The following is a 15,378-nucleotide window of genomic DNA, read 5'->3' as shown; positions in this document are numbered from 1 at the left end:
CCGCAACCCCTACAGTCACCCCCCGCCCTCCTTCGGCATGCCATAGCCGAAGCGTCAACGAGGAATGGCTCGCGCGCGGCGAAACCGCTCCTCCAGCGCTCCACGGAGACCCGCGCACGGGGCAGATCAGCGGACCTGACGGGCAAGGGCAGGCACCGCCCGCAGGCGCGGGGCGGGGCGGTCGCCAGTGGTCGCACGCCAGTGGTCGCACGCCGCTCACCCCAGCCACATGCCGGCAACCGCACGCCGCTCTGCCCGGCCGCACGCGGACAACCGCAGGCCACATACTCCGGCCACAAGTCGGCAGCCACAGGCCGCACACCCCGGCCACCTGCCGACAGCCGCATGCCAGGGCTGCGGACAGTAGCCGCATTCCGTCGCGTGCCAGGAGCGGCATGCGCGGGTAGCGGCGGAGACCGGCGCCCACGTCGCGACGACCTACGCCCACCACCTGGTGTCCGGTCCACCCGAACACCACACCCGCCCAGACCCATCCCAGCCTTACGCCGCACGCGGATGTTCAGCGGACCCCAGTGCCTGGGCGAGCAGCCATGCCACCCGGGCGCCCGGCACACCCGGAGTCATGGCCGTCTGGGCGTGTCCCGGCCAGGCAGTGAGGAGGACGAGCGGCGGCGCAGGGCGGGGAGGGCCTGGCCGCCGTCAGTGATGCGCGTCTGGACCCGGGTCAGGCGTTCCTGCCCGGCCGGGCCCAGGCGAGCTCGCAGCGCGGAGCCAGCGAGACGGGCGACCTGGGCGAGGCGCGGGGCGTCGGCGTCCACCGTGGCGCGGCCCCGGGTGGCTGACCGCTCCCGGTCGGCCTCGCGGCGGCGCGCTTCGGCAAGCTCCTGTTCGAGTTCGGCGATGCGGGCCAGTTGCTCCAGGTCGACCGCGGCGAGACGGCTGCGCTCGTCGTCCAGCCGGGACCACTCCCGCTGCCGGGCGCGGGCGACGGCCGCCGCGGAGTCCTGCAGCCGCAGCACATGCAGGTAGAGGTCGATGCGGTTGCGCTCCAGCCGGGACAACAACCGGTTCGACACCCAGGGGGTGAGCAGGTCCGCGATGCGGCGGGCCCACGGCGCTCGACGGTCGACAACGACTCCGAGGCCGAAGATCGGGGCGACCGTGAAGAAGCGCAGCTCCGGCTGGCCCGCGATGAAGTCCTCGATGGCGGTACGCACGCCGTTGCGCGGCCCGCCCTCGGTCAGCGCCCAGGCGAAGGCCCCCATCCCGCGGAAGCCGCCGCGCACCACCCCGGAGTTGTCGATCTCGACGCCGATGTCCCACGAGTGGGGCTGGCGGTCGTCCTCGGGGATCCGGTCGGGAGCGTAGTACTGGTCGCGCCGGCCGGCCGGCCAGCCGACGTCATGCAGGATCACCATCGGGAAGTAAGATCGGCCGAACCGCTCAACCGCCTCGGCGATGGCGCTCAGCTCGCCGCTCACCGTGGCGTAGTTGTGGTCACCGTCGATCAGGTAGGCGTCGGTCGGGGCATGGCCGTCCAGGGCCTGCGGGCTGTAGCCACGGATGACCTGAACATCGAGCCCGCCGCCCGAGGCCGGCTCCACTCCCGGCTCCGGGTCGACGACCAGCAGCCGGCCGCCCCCACCTCGACGGAGCAGATCGACGAGCAGCGAGGTGGTGACCCCGCTCTCCGAGCCGATCTCGGCCACGCTGCGGGCGCCCGACGCCTCGATCAACGGCACCCAGATCTCGCGAAGATCGGCCAGCGAGTGCAGCAGTAACGGGGCGAGCGTGGACGTGGCGGCCTCTTCAACCTCCACCGCGTGATCATCCTGGCGGACCAGCCCGCCGCCGACCACCGCACCGGGCGCGGGGTCGCCCACCGCCGGCCCGCTTGTCACCGACCCGCTCGGGGCGAATCCACCTGCGGCGGGACCCTCGGGTACCGGCGTGTTCACGGGCGCCGCCGCCTGGGCAGACGATCCGCTCGTCGCGGGGCCATCCGTCGCGGGGCCATCCGTCGCGGGCCCGCCGGAGACGGCGAGGTCAGCCGCGGCGGCGGCCGCCAACTCGGCGAAACTGTCCCGGACCTCGCCGTCCCGGGTGGAGCTGTCCCACGGCTCACCATCCCGGGCCGAGCCGCCCCGCCCATCTCCATCCCGGGCCGAGCCGAGCCGCCCATCACCATCCCGGGCCGAGCCGCCCCACCCATCTCCATCCCGGGCCGAGCTCTCCCACGGCTCCCCGTCTCGGGGGGAACTGCCCCATACCCCGCCTGGGCGGACTGTGCCGTCCCACGCCTTGCCCGCGTGGGCCTCGCTCTCCTGGGCCCTGGACTGGTCCTCGGGCTCCAGTCCGCTCCCGCTCGCGGCGCTGTCACGGCCGGGGGGAACGCTGGCCCCCCACGCGTCGGCCCCGAACCGCGAGCCGAAATCGACCCGCCCATCGCTGGCGCCAGGACCAAGCGGAGCGTCGGATTCACGCGAGGCGACGTCTATCGGACCAAGGGGCCCGGGAAAGACGACCCTCGTGGCGATGTCCTCACCGTCGCCTTGCTCGTCGCGGTCCGGACCGCCCACAGCCTGGGCAGGGTCGCCAGCGGTCTTCGCCGCACCGCGATCGGTCCGGTCCGTATCGCCGGACGGGTCCGTATCGCCGGACGGGTCCGTATCGCCGGACGGGTCCGTATCGGCCGCGGTCGGGCCACCGAAGCCGGCAACCGGACCGGGGTAGGCGGCGGAGGAGCCCCGCTGGACGGCGGCCTCCAGGTAGGAGGTTGTGTCCAGGCGGGTGGTCGTGTCCAGGCCCTCTCGCAGTGCGTCCTCAGCGGCGGCGCGGGCCGCGGCGACGGCGGCCGCGGCGGCGAACGGCCGGGCACCCGCCGTGCGGGTCGAGGGGTCCTCGTCCGGGCGGGGCGACGCAGCCGCCGGCCGACCCGTGCCGCTGCGGACCTCGAACGGGCCGCGCGCCATCGACTCGCCCCCCGAGCCGCCAGCCTGGTGGCTCTGGAAGGCGCCTCGCACGGGGAGACTCCCGCCGGGCTCGGTGGTGCCACGACCGTCCGGCGCGACACCCTCGGCGTCCGACCCATCACGATCAGCGACAGGGTCCGCCTCTTCGGTCACCGCAGCCCTCCCAGCTCCCGCCGGATCTTGCGGGCCGCCCGGACCGGCAACCCATCGCGGATCGCACCCTCGTCGGGCAGGGACAGCGGATCGCCCCGGATCCCCATCCAGCCGAAGGCCATCTCGACATCGAGAGCGTAGACCCCGGCCAGCTGTGGCTGCGAGGCCAGATCGATCGTGTAGATGAACTGCGGGTCGTCGCCGACGATCTCGACCAGGTTCGGCTGGAGAAGCCGCAGGCCAAGCAGGGCAAGCTGCTGGGCCGGGTCGTCCAGGGAGGTGATGGTCACCTTGTACGGCTCGGCCATGTTGTTCACGTGGAAGGAGATCGTCAGCCAGTCGAGCCGTAGCAGGCCGCGCCGGCCAGCCGGGTCGATGCGGACGCGCCGCGCTCCGACCGCCTCCAGGCTGAGCCGGACCAGGGACAGCCCGTCGCGGGCCGAGCGGGTGACCACGGTCTCCTTCGGCCCGTTGACGAAGTCGGCGCCGGTGTCGACGTACACCTCGACCGGTCCGGCGGCGGCCTCGGGCGAGACCTCCTCGGTCGGCACCCCGGCGGCGGCGGCGAGCCCGCTGATGACGGCCAGCGGGCGGTTGGCCACTCCGGCGACGCCGGCCGGCCAGTACAGCTCCCGCATGGAGATCCGGTCGATGTCCGCGGGCGTCAGGTACGGCATGCGGCGCACGAGCTCGGGCGGCAGCAGGCCCTCGGTGGCGTCCGAGCCGAAGTTGTCGTCGTGGGCCCAGGAGCCGAACGCGGCGGCTTCGGCGGCGGTCGGCCGGGCGACGAACCGGGTCAGCGTGCGCAGCCCGGCGCGCCGTGCACCGGCGGCGGCCAGCGACGGCATCGGCGTCTCCGAGCGGCGGTAGCGCAGCCACTCCCGCTGGAACGCCATGATGCCGTCCTGCACGGCGGCCCGCTGGGCGACCTGGGTGCGCGAGGTCCGGTCGATGCTGAGCACCGGGTTGCTCATCTCGTCGAAGGAGACGAGCGAGCCGACGTCGGGCATGCACAGCTGCTCGAGCACCTCGGGGCTGCGCATGAGCTGGCCCGCCATGGTCTCCGGCTGGCCGCCGGAGGCGACATAGCCCTCGAGCTCAAGGCCGTTGAGACGATGGGTCATCGCGGCCTGGTTCGTCGCCAGGTACAGGCCCAGAATCTCCAGCCTGCGGCCGGTGGAGGCGAGCAGCCGGGTCATCAGGACCTGGATCGTGCCGCCCCAGCCCAGGTCGCACAGGACGATCCGGCCCGTCTCGGGCAGCTGGCCGTCGAGGTAGCGCACGTAGCGCTCGCGCAGCCTGGTGGCGGTGAGCACGATCTCGCTGCGGATCCGCTCGTCCGAGCAGAGTGCCTCGAGTGTGTCGTCGAGCAGGCCTGGCACGTCCAGTCGGCGGTCGGCGAGCGCGGAGATGCCGGCGACGTTCTCCAGCCGGACGCCGAGCTGGCGCAGCAGCTGGCCGACGCTGGGCGCGTGCCGGCGGACGAGGAAGCTCTTCAGCTCGTCGGGGCTGCCCTCGAAGACGTTCGAAAGGGCACACACCTGCCGGGACGCCCACAGGGTGGAGGTGGTGACACCGATGTCCTCCCCCGGGTCGACGAGCAGCCGGGACAGGAAGTCGCCCTCGCGCATCAGGCAGTGGATGTGGTCGGCGCCGAAGTCCCGGGCCCGCTCGACCGCCCACTCACCGAAGCCGGCGAAGACCGGGCCGAACACGGTGGCCCCGGTCTCCCAGTACCGCCGCAGTCCGGCGGGCACGGCGGCGGCGTCGGCGCGGTGCAGCACCCGGGCCCGCAGCGCGGTCATGCCGTAGTCACCGTCGACGGGGTCGATCGGCAGGTCGTCGCTGGGGGCGTTGCGCAGGCCCTCCAGGTCGAGGGTCCTGCGCAGCGCACCGGCGTACTTGGGGTAGTGGATGGCGACGAACCCGTGCTCGCGGGCGCCCTCCACGTCGGCGACGGGATGGTCACCGAGATGGACGACCCGGGAGGGCTGCAGGTTGGACGCCGCCAGCATGTGCCGGAACAGTCCGTCGCTCTTCGACGTGCCCGCGTCGGACGAGGTGAAGATCCGGGTGAACTGGACGCCGGCGAGCTCCGGCCGGTTCAGCAGCCGCTCGAGCTGGCTCGCGGAGAAGTACGTGTCCGACAGCAGGTACACGGGTAGACCGAGCTTGGTCATGGCGAGCTCGGCGAGCTCCACCACCGCGAGGTCCGCCCGGCACAGCTCCCGCTCGACGGCGACCTCGGCGTCGAGCAGGTCCTGCACGCCGGCGGTGCCCGGCAGCGCGGGCAGCAGTGTCTGCCAGATCTCGTCGAGACGCACCTCGTACGTGCCGCGGGTGTCGTGGGCGTGCATCCGAGCGACGTGCTCGGCGTGCGTCCGCAGCCGGGCGAACTCGCCGGGGGAGACGCTCGCCGGCAGGTGCCCGGCGTCGGCGAGGCGGTGGCCGAGCAGCACGAACGCATGGGTGGGCTCGGGGACCATGCGCCACAGCAGGGTGTCGAAAACGTCGAGAGTCAGGGCCTGTGCCCCGCCCGACTCCAGATGCGACCACACTTCGCGTAGTCGGACGTCGGTGAACACGGCCGTCCTCTCCATGCGGCCGTCGGTGGCCGCCTCCGCCGGGTCGGCCCCGACGGCTCGCCAAACGCCGGGAATCCCGCGCGGCATCGGCCGGCCGAAGCCAGTTGGACGGGTCGATACTATGAACCCCGCTCCGGACGCCAACCACCGGACCATTGGTCAACACCGGAGCATCACGCCGGCGAACACACCATGACGCAGAGCATCCCGACTCGGGCAGGCCTCGAACCGAGGCGGCGTCACCCTGGAGTCGTGCGCGCGGTAGCGTCACGATTGTGACGAGAAGCGGGCCGGGCCGTCACCGCGCACCACAGGCCGTTCACCGGCGGCGGGCCACCCGTCCCACCGGATCCGATTCAGCCGTGGTCACGGTAGCACCGATGGTAGCCAACGGAGCCGGCGAAGTCGGGACGGACCTGACTCGCGCCTCCCCCCGCCGGGCTCGCGGCGGTTCTCGGTACTGTCGCATCCCTGTTGTATCGAGAGTGACCTTGTCGGATCGAGTGAGGAGCGGACAGGTGCAGCTCCAGCCACGTGGCGCCCGCAGGCAGCGCCCCGATCCGCCCCATGGCGGGAGGAGCCGGCCGTGTCACGTCTGACCGACGCGGCGCTGCCGCCCGGGAACCCGGTGACGTCCGGCACAGCGCCGCAGCACACCCCGGCGCATTCCGCCGACGCGAGCCGGCTCGCCCGCCGCAGCCGCGCCCAGACGAAGGTGCGCTGGGAACTGCTGCGCAATCTCGTCCGCAAGGACCTGAAGGTCAAGTACAAGGGCTCGAGCCTTGGTTTCGCCTGGTCGCTGGCGAATCCGCTCCTGATCCTCGTCGTCTACACCTTCGTCTTCCAGATCGTGCTCAAGTCCCAGGTTCCGCGGTTCGGCATTTACCTGATGTCCGGACTGCTGATCTGGAACGCCTTCTCCGGAAGCGTCTCCGCGGCGTGTGGCAGCGTCGTCGCGAACGCCAATCTGGTCAAGAAGGTACGGTTCCCGCTCGCGGTGCTCCCCCTGTCGGCGGTCGGCTTCGCCGCGGTGCACTTCCTGCTCCAGCTGCTCGTGCTGTTCGTGGTGATCCTCATCCTCGGCTACAGCCTGCTGGGCCCGGAGCTGCTGCTCCTCGTGCCAGCCGGCGCCGTCGCCCTGACGTTCACCATCGCGCTGTCACTTCTGGTCAGCTCACTCAACGTGCGCTACCGCGACACCTCACACCTGCTGGACGTCGCGCTGCTTGCCTGGTTCTGGGTCAACCCGATGGTCTACGCCTTCGGGCTCATCCAGGACCGGCTCCACGAGTGGACCTGGGTGTATCTGCTGAACCCGATGGCGGTGGTGGTCGTCTCGTTCCAGCGCGCGATCTACGATCCGCCGCCGGGGAACCGAGCGGGGCCGACGACGGTCCTGGCCGACATGGGTTATCGGTTCTACCTGGAACATCTCGCCATAGCCGGGTTCATCTCGCTCGTCCTGCTGTGGGTCGGGCTGCACGTGTTCCGCACCATGCAGGCGGACTTCGCCGAGGATCTGTAAGCGGGCGCCTGGCGGGGTGCCGCGTGGTATCCCCGCTGCCAGCCCTCGGAGTCAGCGCGCCGGCCGTGGTGCGATCATGGCAGGACGCCCCCGGCGGTCAGCAAGGAGTTGCAGTGGCCCGACACTCGTCCGCGTACCAGCGCGGTTCGGCATTCCCGCCGTCGGGGCGGCGGTCCCCCAGCCCCCAGCCCGAGCCGGCGCGGGACGCCACCGACTCCCCCACGCACCCGGAAGCCGGCTCCGGGGCCTACCCGGGTGTCACCGATCCCCTGAGCTACCCGGGCGCCGGCGATCCTGCGACCTTTCCGGACGCCGCCAGTCCGCGGGCCTACCCGACCGCCGCCGATCCAGCGGCTTATCCCGCTGCCGCGGGGTCTCCCCACCCGGGCGCCGCGCGGTCTCCCGCTTACCCGGGTATCTCCGAGCCCTCCATGGATCACCCGAACGCGGCCGGCGGCCCGGCCTACCCGAGCGTCGCGGCGCCGAACCAGCCGGGCCGGTTCGGCGCCGCCGATGCCGTGGGGCCGGCCGGTGTGGCTCCGGGCGCGCCGGCGGTCATCCGGGCGGCCGGTATCAGCAAGCGGTTCGTGTCGGGCCGTAACCGCGCGACGAGCCTGAAGGAGCGCTTCGTCCGGCGCGGCGGCCCGGCGGGCGACGACTTCTGGGCCCTGCGTGACATCGACGCGACGATCGGACGCGGCCAGACGGTCGGCCTCGCCGGCGCGAACGGTTCCGGCAAGTCCACGCTGCTCAAGGTCCTCGCCGGGATCCTGCGCCCGACCAGCGGGGACGTCGAGGTGCACGGGCGAATCGCCTCACTGCTCGAGCTCGGCGCCGGGTTCAACGGGGAGCTCTCCGGGCGCGACAACGTCTACCTGAACGCCTCGCTGCTCGGGCTGTCCAAGCGGGAGATAGACCGCCTCTTCGACTCGATCGTCGACTTCGCCGAGCTGCGCCACAAGATCGACGACGACGTCAAGCACTACTCTTCCGGCCAGTACGTGCGCCTCGGGTTCGCCGTCGCCGTGCACGTCGACCCGGACGTGCTGCTCGTCGACGAGGTACTGGCCGTCGGCGACGAGGCGTTCCAGCGCAAGTGCCTCGCCAAGATCGCCGAGTTCCGGGCGCAGGGCCGCACGATCCTGTTCGTCACGCACTCCCTCGACCTCATCGAGAGCATGTGCGACCGGGTACTGGTCCTGGAGTCCGGCTCGCTGATCTTCGACGGGCAGCCGGCAGTCGGCACGAAGCTACTGCGCCAGAAGCTCGGCAGCCTGCCGGCCGAAGGCCCGGTCGACTGGCAGTACGCCACCGTCCGCCCCCAGTCGGTGAGCTTCAGCCCCGAGCCCGGCGGACTGTCGATGGTGCAGTACGACCCGGGCCAGCGGCTCACCGTCAGCGTCGAGCTGGACGTCACCGAGGGCGCGCCCGAAAACATCTACCTGCACACCTACATCGTCGGGCAGAGTGAGGTCCCCATCTGGATGATGGAGACGCCGGCCGGAGGGTTCGTTCTCGGCCCGGGTCGGCACACGGTGGACTTCTCCGTGCCGCACCTGCCCGAGCTGCTCGGCGCGTTCGCCATCAAGGTCCACGTGTCCGACGCCGCCACCGGTGCTCCGGTGACGACGAGGCGTTTCGACGAGCTGTTCGGCGTCACCGGCCCGCAGGCGGACGGACTTCTCAAGGTCGACTACGAGGCGAGGCTGCGCGCATGACGGATCAGGCGGGGATGACCGACCCGACTGCGGACCCGCCCCCGACAGCGGACCCGACAGCGGACGCGGCGTCGGCACAGAACTCGCCGCCAGCGCAGAGCGGGACGCCGGTCGCGACTGTGGTGATCGTCAACTGGAACGGTGCGCATCTGCTGCCGGCCTGCCTCGACGGCATCGCCAAGCAGGAGACGAGCTTCGCGTTCGAGACCTGGGTCGTCGACAACGCGTCGTCCGACGGGTCCCGGGAGCTGCTCGCCGAGCGCTACCCGTGGGTCCGGGTCGTGGCCTCGGAGCGCAACCTCGGTTTCGCCGGCGGCAACAACCTGGCGTTGCGCCAGGTCACCACCCCGTACGCGGTACTGGTCAACAACGACGCCATCCCCGAGCCGACCTGGCTCGCCGCGCTGCTCGCGCCCTTCGACGAGCCGGGCGGCCGGCATCTGGGCGCCACCACCGGCAAGGTCGTCTTCCTGCCGCGGTTCCTGCGGATCCGGCTGCACACGTCGACGTTCGTCCCCGGACCGCAGGACTCCCGCGAACTCGGCGTGCGCGTCTCGTCGGTCACGGTCGACGGCCGCGAGGCGCTGCGCGAGGTGCTGTGGGAGAAACTGACCTACGGCGCCGAGGGCCCGGCGAAGAACCCCTACTTCTGGACCCGCGGGGACGGCGAGCTGTGTGTGCCGATTCCCGACGGCGGCCCGGTCACGCTCGGCTTCACCTGGGCGGCGGAGTCCCGCAAGCAGGTCATCCTGAGCTGGGACGGCCCCACCGGCGCGGCGGACGGCGGTCGCGCTGAGCTCGCCGTCGGCCCCGAGTCGGCCACCGTGTCGCTCACCGTCGGCGGCGAGGCGCCGCGCGTCGACGTGATCAACAACGTGGGCGGCATCGTGCTGGCCGACGGCTACGGCGCCGACCGCGGCTACCAGCAGGTCGACACCGGCCAGTTCGACCAGTCGGAGGATGTCTTCACGGCGTGCGGCAACGGGATGGCGATGCGCTCGTCGCTCGGCCACGAGCTCGGCTGGTTCGACGACGCGTTCTTCCTCTACTACGAGGACACCGACCTGTCCTGGCGGATCCGGGCACGCGGCTACACGATCCGCTACGTTCCCGGCGCGGTGCTGCGGCACATCCACTCGGCGTCGAGTGTCGAGTGGTCGCCGCTGTTCGTGTTCCACACCGACCGCAACCGGCTGCTGATGCTCACCAAGGACGCGACGGCCACGCTCGCGCTGTCCGCGGTGCTGCGCTACCCGGTCACCACCGCGTCGATAGCGGTGCGCACGATGCGCCAGGCCTGGCGAGCCCGCAGCCGTCCGGCGGTCCGCCCGACCCTGTTGCGGCTGCGGGTCTGCGGGTCCTACCTGCGGCTGCTGCCCACGATGCTGCGCGCCCGCCGCCAGATCGGCGCCACGGCGGCGGAACGCCGCGGCAGCCTCCAGAGCTGGCTGGTCTCCCGATGAGCGAGGCAGGGGCGCCGGACGGCGCCGGACGGCCGGCGCGGGGGGTGCGGGCAGCCGTCTACAACCGGTTCTGGCACTCGATGGGCGGCGGGGAGCGCCACAACGGCATGATCGCCCAGGTGCTGGCGGGCGAAGGCGCCGACGTCGACATCCTCGGGCACTCCGAGGTCGACCTCGACCGGCTCGGCAGCCACCTCGGGCTCGATCTCGACGGCTGCCGCTACGTCCGGCTGCCCGACCGGGGCGAGGAGGCCATCGCCGCCCTGTCGGCGAGCTACGACCTGTTCGTCAACGGCTCGTACATGAGCCGGATCGCGCCGCAGTCCCGCCGCTCGGCGTACCTGTGCTTCTTCCCGACGCCGTTCGACCACGACATGGCGGCCTGGCGGAAGGCAGCGGTGCGCACCGCCGGTCCGCTGCTGCGCGGTGTCCGACCGGCGGTCAGCTTCGGCCAGGGCTGGTACCCGCCTGAGGGCGGCCGCCGCCGTCAGTGGACCTGGACGAACGGGTCGGGCATCCTCGCGGTCAGCCCGGGCGAGCGGCGCACGCTGCGCGCCGACATCGGCCGTCCCGGCGCGCCGTCCGGCACGTCGCTGCGCGTCCTCGACGCGGCCGGCGGGGTGCTCGCCAAGCTGGAGATCGGCCCGGACTTCGCGCCGTTCGAGGTGCCGTTGCCGCCGACGACCGACGGTACCGAGCTCACGCTGGTCAGCGACGCGTTCTCACCGGGCGAGGCGGACGTGCGCGAGCTCGGCGTCGCGGTGAGCCGGCCGCGGGTCACCGACGGCGACGAGGGGCCGATCGCCCGGCTGCCGCTGCGCTTCCCCTGGCTGCTGCGCGACCCCGCCGACCTCGCCTACCTTGACGGCTACGACGTCGTCATGGCGAACTCGCAGTTCACCCGTGGCTGGATCCGCCGGCTGTGGAAGCGCGACGCCGACCTGCTGTTCCCCCCGATCCAGGTGGACCGGCTGCATCCGGCACCGGTGCGGGAGAAGGCGGTCATCACCGTCGGGCGGTTCTTCGCGCCGGGCCTGGGGCACGCGAAGCGGCAGCTGGAGATGGTCCAGTGGTTCGCCGAGCTGTACCGCTCCGGTGACCTGCCCGGGTGGTCGATGCACGTCGTCGGCGGCTGTGAGGACTCGCAACTGCCCTACCTGGAGCAGGTCCGGGCGGCCGGCGCCGGGCTGCCGGTGCACCTGCATCCCAACGCGCCCCGCGCCGAGGTCGAGCGGCTGCTGTCGACGAGCTCGGTGTTCTGGTCGGCCACCGGCTACGGCGAGGACGACCGGCGCCGTCCCTGGACCGCCGAGCACTTCGGGATGACCACGGTGGAGGCGATGGCCGGCGGCTGTGTGCCCGTCGTCATCGACCGCGCCGGTCAGCGGGAGATCGTCCGCCACGGCGTCGACGGCTACCGGTGGACAGGCCCCGAGCAGGTCGCCTCGTTCACCCGGCGCCTCGCCGCCGAGGAGGGGCTGCGCGGCCGGCTCGCCGCGGCAGCGATCGAACGGGCGACGACCTTCTCCGACGCCGCCTTCGCCGACCAGTGGCGCGACATCGCCCTACGCCAGCGCCTCTACCAGGCGTGATGATGGCGGCCGGGACGCGTCCGGACACGGGCAGGGGCACGGGCACGGGGAGACGCGACGCGGGCTCGGACGTGGAACGCCGAGGCGGCCAATGAGGATCGTGCTCGACGGCACCCCCCTGCTCGGCCGCCGCACTGGCGTCGGCCGCTACACCGAGCACCTGCTCGCCAGCCTGGCCCGCCTCATCGCCGAGACCCGCGATGGCGGCACCACTGCCCAGGCCAGAATCGACACTGGCGCCGATGCGTCCGCTCGGGGGGTCGACGCACTCGGCCTGGGGATCGACGCGTCGTGGGAACTCGCCGCGACGGCGTTCACCTGGCGGGGGATGGACGCGCTCGCCGGTGCGCTGCCCGCGGGCGTGCGACCGGCAGGGTGGCGGGCGCCCGCACGGCTGTTGCAGGAGAGCTGGGTCCGCGGTGAGCATCCGCCGATCGAATGGCTGGTCGGGGCGGCCGATCTGGTGCACGGGACGAACTTCGTACTCCCGCCGATGCGCCGCGCCCGGGGCGTGCTGACCGTGCACGACCTTTCCTACCTGCGCACTCCCGACACGGTGAGCGCCACGTCAGCCCGCTACAGCGAGCTGGTGCCCCGCGGCCTGCGCCGGGCGTCCGCCGTGCTCACGCCGAGCCGCGCCGTCGCCGAGGAGGTGATCACGGCGTACCGACTCGACCCGGCTCGCGTCACCCCGACCCCGCTGGGCGTGGACGACGCCTGGTTCACCACTCCGGCGCCGACGGCGGCCTGGCGGCGGGCGAACGGTCTGCCCGAGCGGTATCTCCTGTTCGTCGGCTCAGTGGAGCCGCGCAAGAACCTGCCCGTCCTGCTGGAGGCGGTCCGCCGGTTGCACGCGTCGGACACCGACGCCCCGCCCCTGGTCCTCGTCGGCCCGCACGGCTGGGGGCCGGCCCTCGACCTCGCCGCGATGCCGTGCGGCAGCGTGATCACCGCCGGCTACCTCGACGCCGACCAGCTGCGCTCCACCGTGGCCGGGGCCAGCGTGCTGTGCTTCCCGTCGCGGTATGAAGGCTTTGGCCTACCGCCGCTGGAAGCTCTTGCCGCCGGTGTCCCCGTCGTCGCCGCCGACATCCCCACCGTCCGCGAGGTCACCGGAGCGCTCCTCGCCCCCGTTTCCGCGGCCGTTCACCCGCGCACTGGTGCTGGTGCCGGTCACGCTGGTGGCACTGGTGGCACTGGTGGCACTGGTGGCACTGGTGGGGCCGTTGGCGGTGGGGGTTTCGGTGGTGGCGGTACTGGCGCCGCGGGCAGCGTGGGCACCGTCGCGACAGGCAGTCCCGTCCGGCTCGTCCGGCAGGCCGGCAGCGCCTCCTCGTTCGCTGACGAACTCGCCGGGGCGATCGGCGAGTTGCTCGTCTCTCCCGGTGACACGGCCGTCGGCCGCCGCCATGCCCGCACGTTCACCTGGCGGCGCACCGCCGAGCGCACCGCCGCTGTCTACCAGCGCGTCGCCGAGACGCCCTAGCGCCACCGCGAGCAGCACCAGCCCGACCACCGCACAACCAGCCAGTGCCCCCAGTCCCAGCCGCGGTGATCCCGGCCCGGCGATCGACCAGGCCGCCAGGAGCCGGTCGGCCTCGTTGTACCGTCCGAGCGCGTGCTGCTTCCACGCCAGCTCCCGCGAGATCACCACCAGGGTGCTGCCGGCCAACCCCACCACCGCCGCCATCGTCGGCACTCCCCAGCGCCCCAGCGGCACCGCGTCCGCCGCCAACGCCACCAGCACCGCGAGCACGGGCACCATCGGCAGCAGGTACCGGGCGAACGGTGCCCCACCCGCGGCCATATAGCCCACCAGCGTCCCGAGCACGAGCACGCAGTGCCCGCCCACCATCAGCCACGCCACCCAGGCGGTTCCCGCCCCCGGAACCCGGCCCACCACCGATCCACCGGCCCGGTGCTGGGGCCGGCGCTGGCGCCATCCCGTCCGCAGCGCCGCGGCGAGCAGTCCCACGCAGGTCAGCACGCCCACGGCCACCTCGGTTCGCCGGGGCCACCCCGTCACCAGGGCCGGCCGTCCCAGCAGGCCTCGATACAGCTCCCACCACAGGTGACCGTCGCCGAGCAGCTGGCGCACCATGGGCCGTTGACCACCGACCGGGAACATCGTCGCGATCCGCCCAGACGCCGTCGGATCACCGTAAAGATGGTCGTTGCGGAGGTAGAACCAGCCAATGGCACCCATTGTCACCACCAGGGGTACACCCGCCGCCACGACTCCGACGCCCAGCCGCCGCCACCATCGCCCCGCCACGCCCAGCGCGGCCCCCACGCCGACGGCGGGCAGCACCACCGCGAGCGCCACCGCCCCGCTCGCCCGGCTGGCCGCCGCCCAGCCGCCAGCACCGACACGGCGACACGGCCCGCCAGTCCGCCCCCCGCCGTATCAGCGCGGAGGCGGCCGCGAGCAGACCGGTGATCATGGCCATCGCCAGCACATCGTTGTAGACCTGCCCGGACGTTGTCACAACCAGGCCGATCACCGCGATGATCCCCGCCGCGCCCACCGCCACCGCGGGCCGGCGGGGCAGCAGTTCGCGGGCGAGTGCCGCCGTGGCGACGACGAGGCCCACACCGAAAAGCACGTTGAGCGCCCGGGCGGCCCGGAATCCGCCGCGCGGCCGATCGAGACCCGTCCCGATGCGCAGCGGCACCGATTCGGCCGCGTAGAACAGCGGCGGATGGTTCGCGGTGTAGATCAGGTCGAAGTTCGTCAGCGGTCGGTCGAGCCGCACCCCGCACAGCTCCCGGGCCCGCGTCTCGATCGCCGCCCGGGCCTGCGCCGAGGACGCGCGGCAGCCACTCGGCAACCCCGGCATGCCTGGCAGCCGCGAACGCATCGGCGTGTCGAGGGTGGGCAGCGATCCGTGCCCTATCTGAACGGCGTACGCGGTGTGCTCCGCCTCGTCGGCGCTGGTGAATGGTGGCACCACCGCCACCACCAGCAGTCCCAATGAGCTGAGGAGCACAGCCGCGCCCACGACGCCGGCCATCAGCCAGCGCCGCCCCGACGTGCCCCACGTCACCGGTCCCCCCGACCTTCCCCGCGCCCACCGGCACGGTCATCGGCTCGACAGGCCGATCGACCCACCTATCCGGCCGGCCGACGGCTCACGACCCGCACGAACGCGACCGCGCCCATCATCGCCGCCAGCCCAACCAGCCCAATCACCCCACCCAGATACCGATAGTCGAAGCCCGACGTGACGGCCGAGAGCACCAGCGTCGACCCTCCCGCACCTCCCGCCAACCAGAGCACCCGCCACACCTCGCCTGGCGCACGCTCGGCCGCGGTGTCCCCCTCGGCCACAACACCCGCTTCTCCGCCTCTTCTCACACCCGTCCCCGGGCCCACACCCACCTCGGTCCCCCGGCCCAGGCCCGCGTC

9 protein-coding genes and 1 pseudogene are annotated in these 15,378 nt (G+C 72.7%); 6 read left to right on the top strand and 4 right to left on the bottom strand.

Annotated features, from left to right (window positions below; all coding sequences use genetic code 11):
• Positions 1 to 581: 581 nt before the first annotated feature.
• Positions 582 to 3,086 carry a class I SAM-dependent methyltransferase gene (locus tag C1A33_RS36370; RefSeq protein WP_243407319.1) on the bottom strand — a complete coding sequence of 835 codons (2,505 nt, stop codon included), beginning with the start codon at positions 3,084 to 3,086 and terminating at the stop codon, positions 582 to 584.
• Positions 3,083 to 5,671 carry an HAD family hydrolase gene (locus C1A33_RS08230; RefSeq protein ID WP_101830922.1) on the bottom strand — a complete coding sequence of 863 codons (2,589 nt, stop codon included), beginning with the start codon at positions 5,669 to 5,671 and terminating at the stop codon, positions 3,083 to 3,085. The genes C1A33_RS36370 and C1A33_RS08230 overlap by 4 nt, the downstream gene beginning before the upstream one ends.
• Before the next feature lie 628 nt (positions 5,672 to 6,299).
• On the opposite strand from C1A33_RS08230, the gene C1A33_RS08225 reads away from it, so the two are divergent.
• The 6 genes from C1A33_RS08225 (at position 6,300) to C1A33_RS08195 (ending at position 13,780) form a co-directional block, all read left to right on the top strand.
• Complete coding sequence (locus tag C1A33_RS08225; RefSeq protein WP_243407320.1) at positions 6,300 to 7,196, top strand: ABC transporter permease; 897 nt, start codon at positions 6,300 to 6,302, stop codon at positions 7,194 to 7,196.
• Between the two features lie 431 nt (positions 7,197 to 7,627).
• Positions 7,628 to 8,914 carry an ABC transporter ATP-binding protein gene (locus tag C1A33_RS08220; protein WP_243407318.1) on the top strand — a complete coding sequence of 429 codons (1,287 nt, stop codon included), beginning with the start codon at positions 7,628 to 7,630 and terminating at the stop codon, positions 8,912 to 8,914.
• Positions 8,911 to 10,377: a glycosyltransferase family 2 protein gene (locus C1A33_RS08215; protein ID WP_243407317.1), complete on the top strand. Its 1,467-nt coding sequence runs from the start codon at positions 8,911 to 8,913 to the stop codon at positions 10,375 to 10,377. The genes C1A33_RS08220 and C1A33_RS08215 overlap by 4 nt, the downstream gene beginning before the upstream one ends.
• Positions 10,374 to 11,969 carry a glycosyltransferase gene (locus C1A33_RS08210; RefSeq protein WP_101830919.1) on the top strand — a complete coding sequence of 532 codons (1,596 nt, stop codon included), beginning with the start codon at positions 10,374 to 10,376 and terminating at the stop codon, positions 11,967 to 11,969. The genes C1A33_RS08215 and C1A33_RS08210 overlap by 4 nt, the downstream gene beginning before the upstream one ends.
• Positions 11,970 to 12,060: 91 nt before the next feature.
• The gene (locus tag C1A33_RS08205; protein ID WP_243407316.1) at positions 12,061 to 13,455 is read left to right on the top strand and encodes a glycosyltransferase family 4 protein; all 1,395 of its coding nucleotides are present in this window, start codon (positions 12,061 to 12,063) and stop codon (positions 13,453 to 13,455) included.
• A gap of 115 nt (positions 13,456 to 13,570) precedes the next feature.
• A complete protein-coding gene (locus C1A33_RS08195; RefSeq protein ID WP_101830918.1) occupies positions 13,571 to 13,780 on the top strand; it encodes a hypothetical protein in 210 nt (69 codons plus the stop codon).
• 345 nt (positions 13,781 to 14,125) lie between these two features.
• On the opposite strand, the gene C1A33_RS08190 is transcribed toward C1A33_RS08195, so the two are convergent.
• Positions 14,126 to 15,016, bottom strand: a complete 891-nt coding sequence (locus tag C1A33_RS08190) for a hypothetical protein (RefSeq protein WP_101830917.1) — start codon at positions 15,014 to 15,016, stop codon at positions 14,126 to 14,128.
• A gap of 65 nt (positions 15,017 to 15,081) precedes the next feature.
• Positions 15,082 to 15,378, bottom strand: a pseudogene (locus tag C1A33_RS34050) (hypothetical protein); the annotation flags it as partial.

This window comes from Frankia canadensis, assembly GCF_900197875.1.
GTDB classification, from domain to species: Bacteria; Actinomycetota; Actinomycetes; order Frankiales; family Frankiaceae; genus Frankia; species Frankia canadensis.
The sequence above is the reverse complement of the archived record's forward strand: the minus strand, read 5'-3'. Positions and strand labels throughout refer to the sequence as shown.

Bases quoted from the DNA above. Each gene is read 5' to 3' on its own strand.
- C1A33_RS08215 (WP_243407317.1), top strand. From the start codon at position 8,911: ATGACGGATCAGGCGGGGATGACCGACCCGACTGCGGACCCGCCCCCG.
- C1A33_RS08210 (WP_101830919.1), top strand. From the start codon at position 10,374: ATGAGCGAGGCAGGGGCGCCGGACGGCGCCGGACGGCCGGCGCGGGGG.
- C1A33_RS08220 (WP_243407318.1), top strand. From the start codon at position 7,628: ATGGATCACCCGAACGCGGCCGGCGGCCCGGCCTACCCGAGCGTCGCG.
- C1A33_RS08205 (WP_243407316.1), top strand. From the start codon at position 12,061: ATGAGGATCGTGCTCGACGGCACCCCCCTGCTCGGCCGCCGCACTGGC.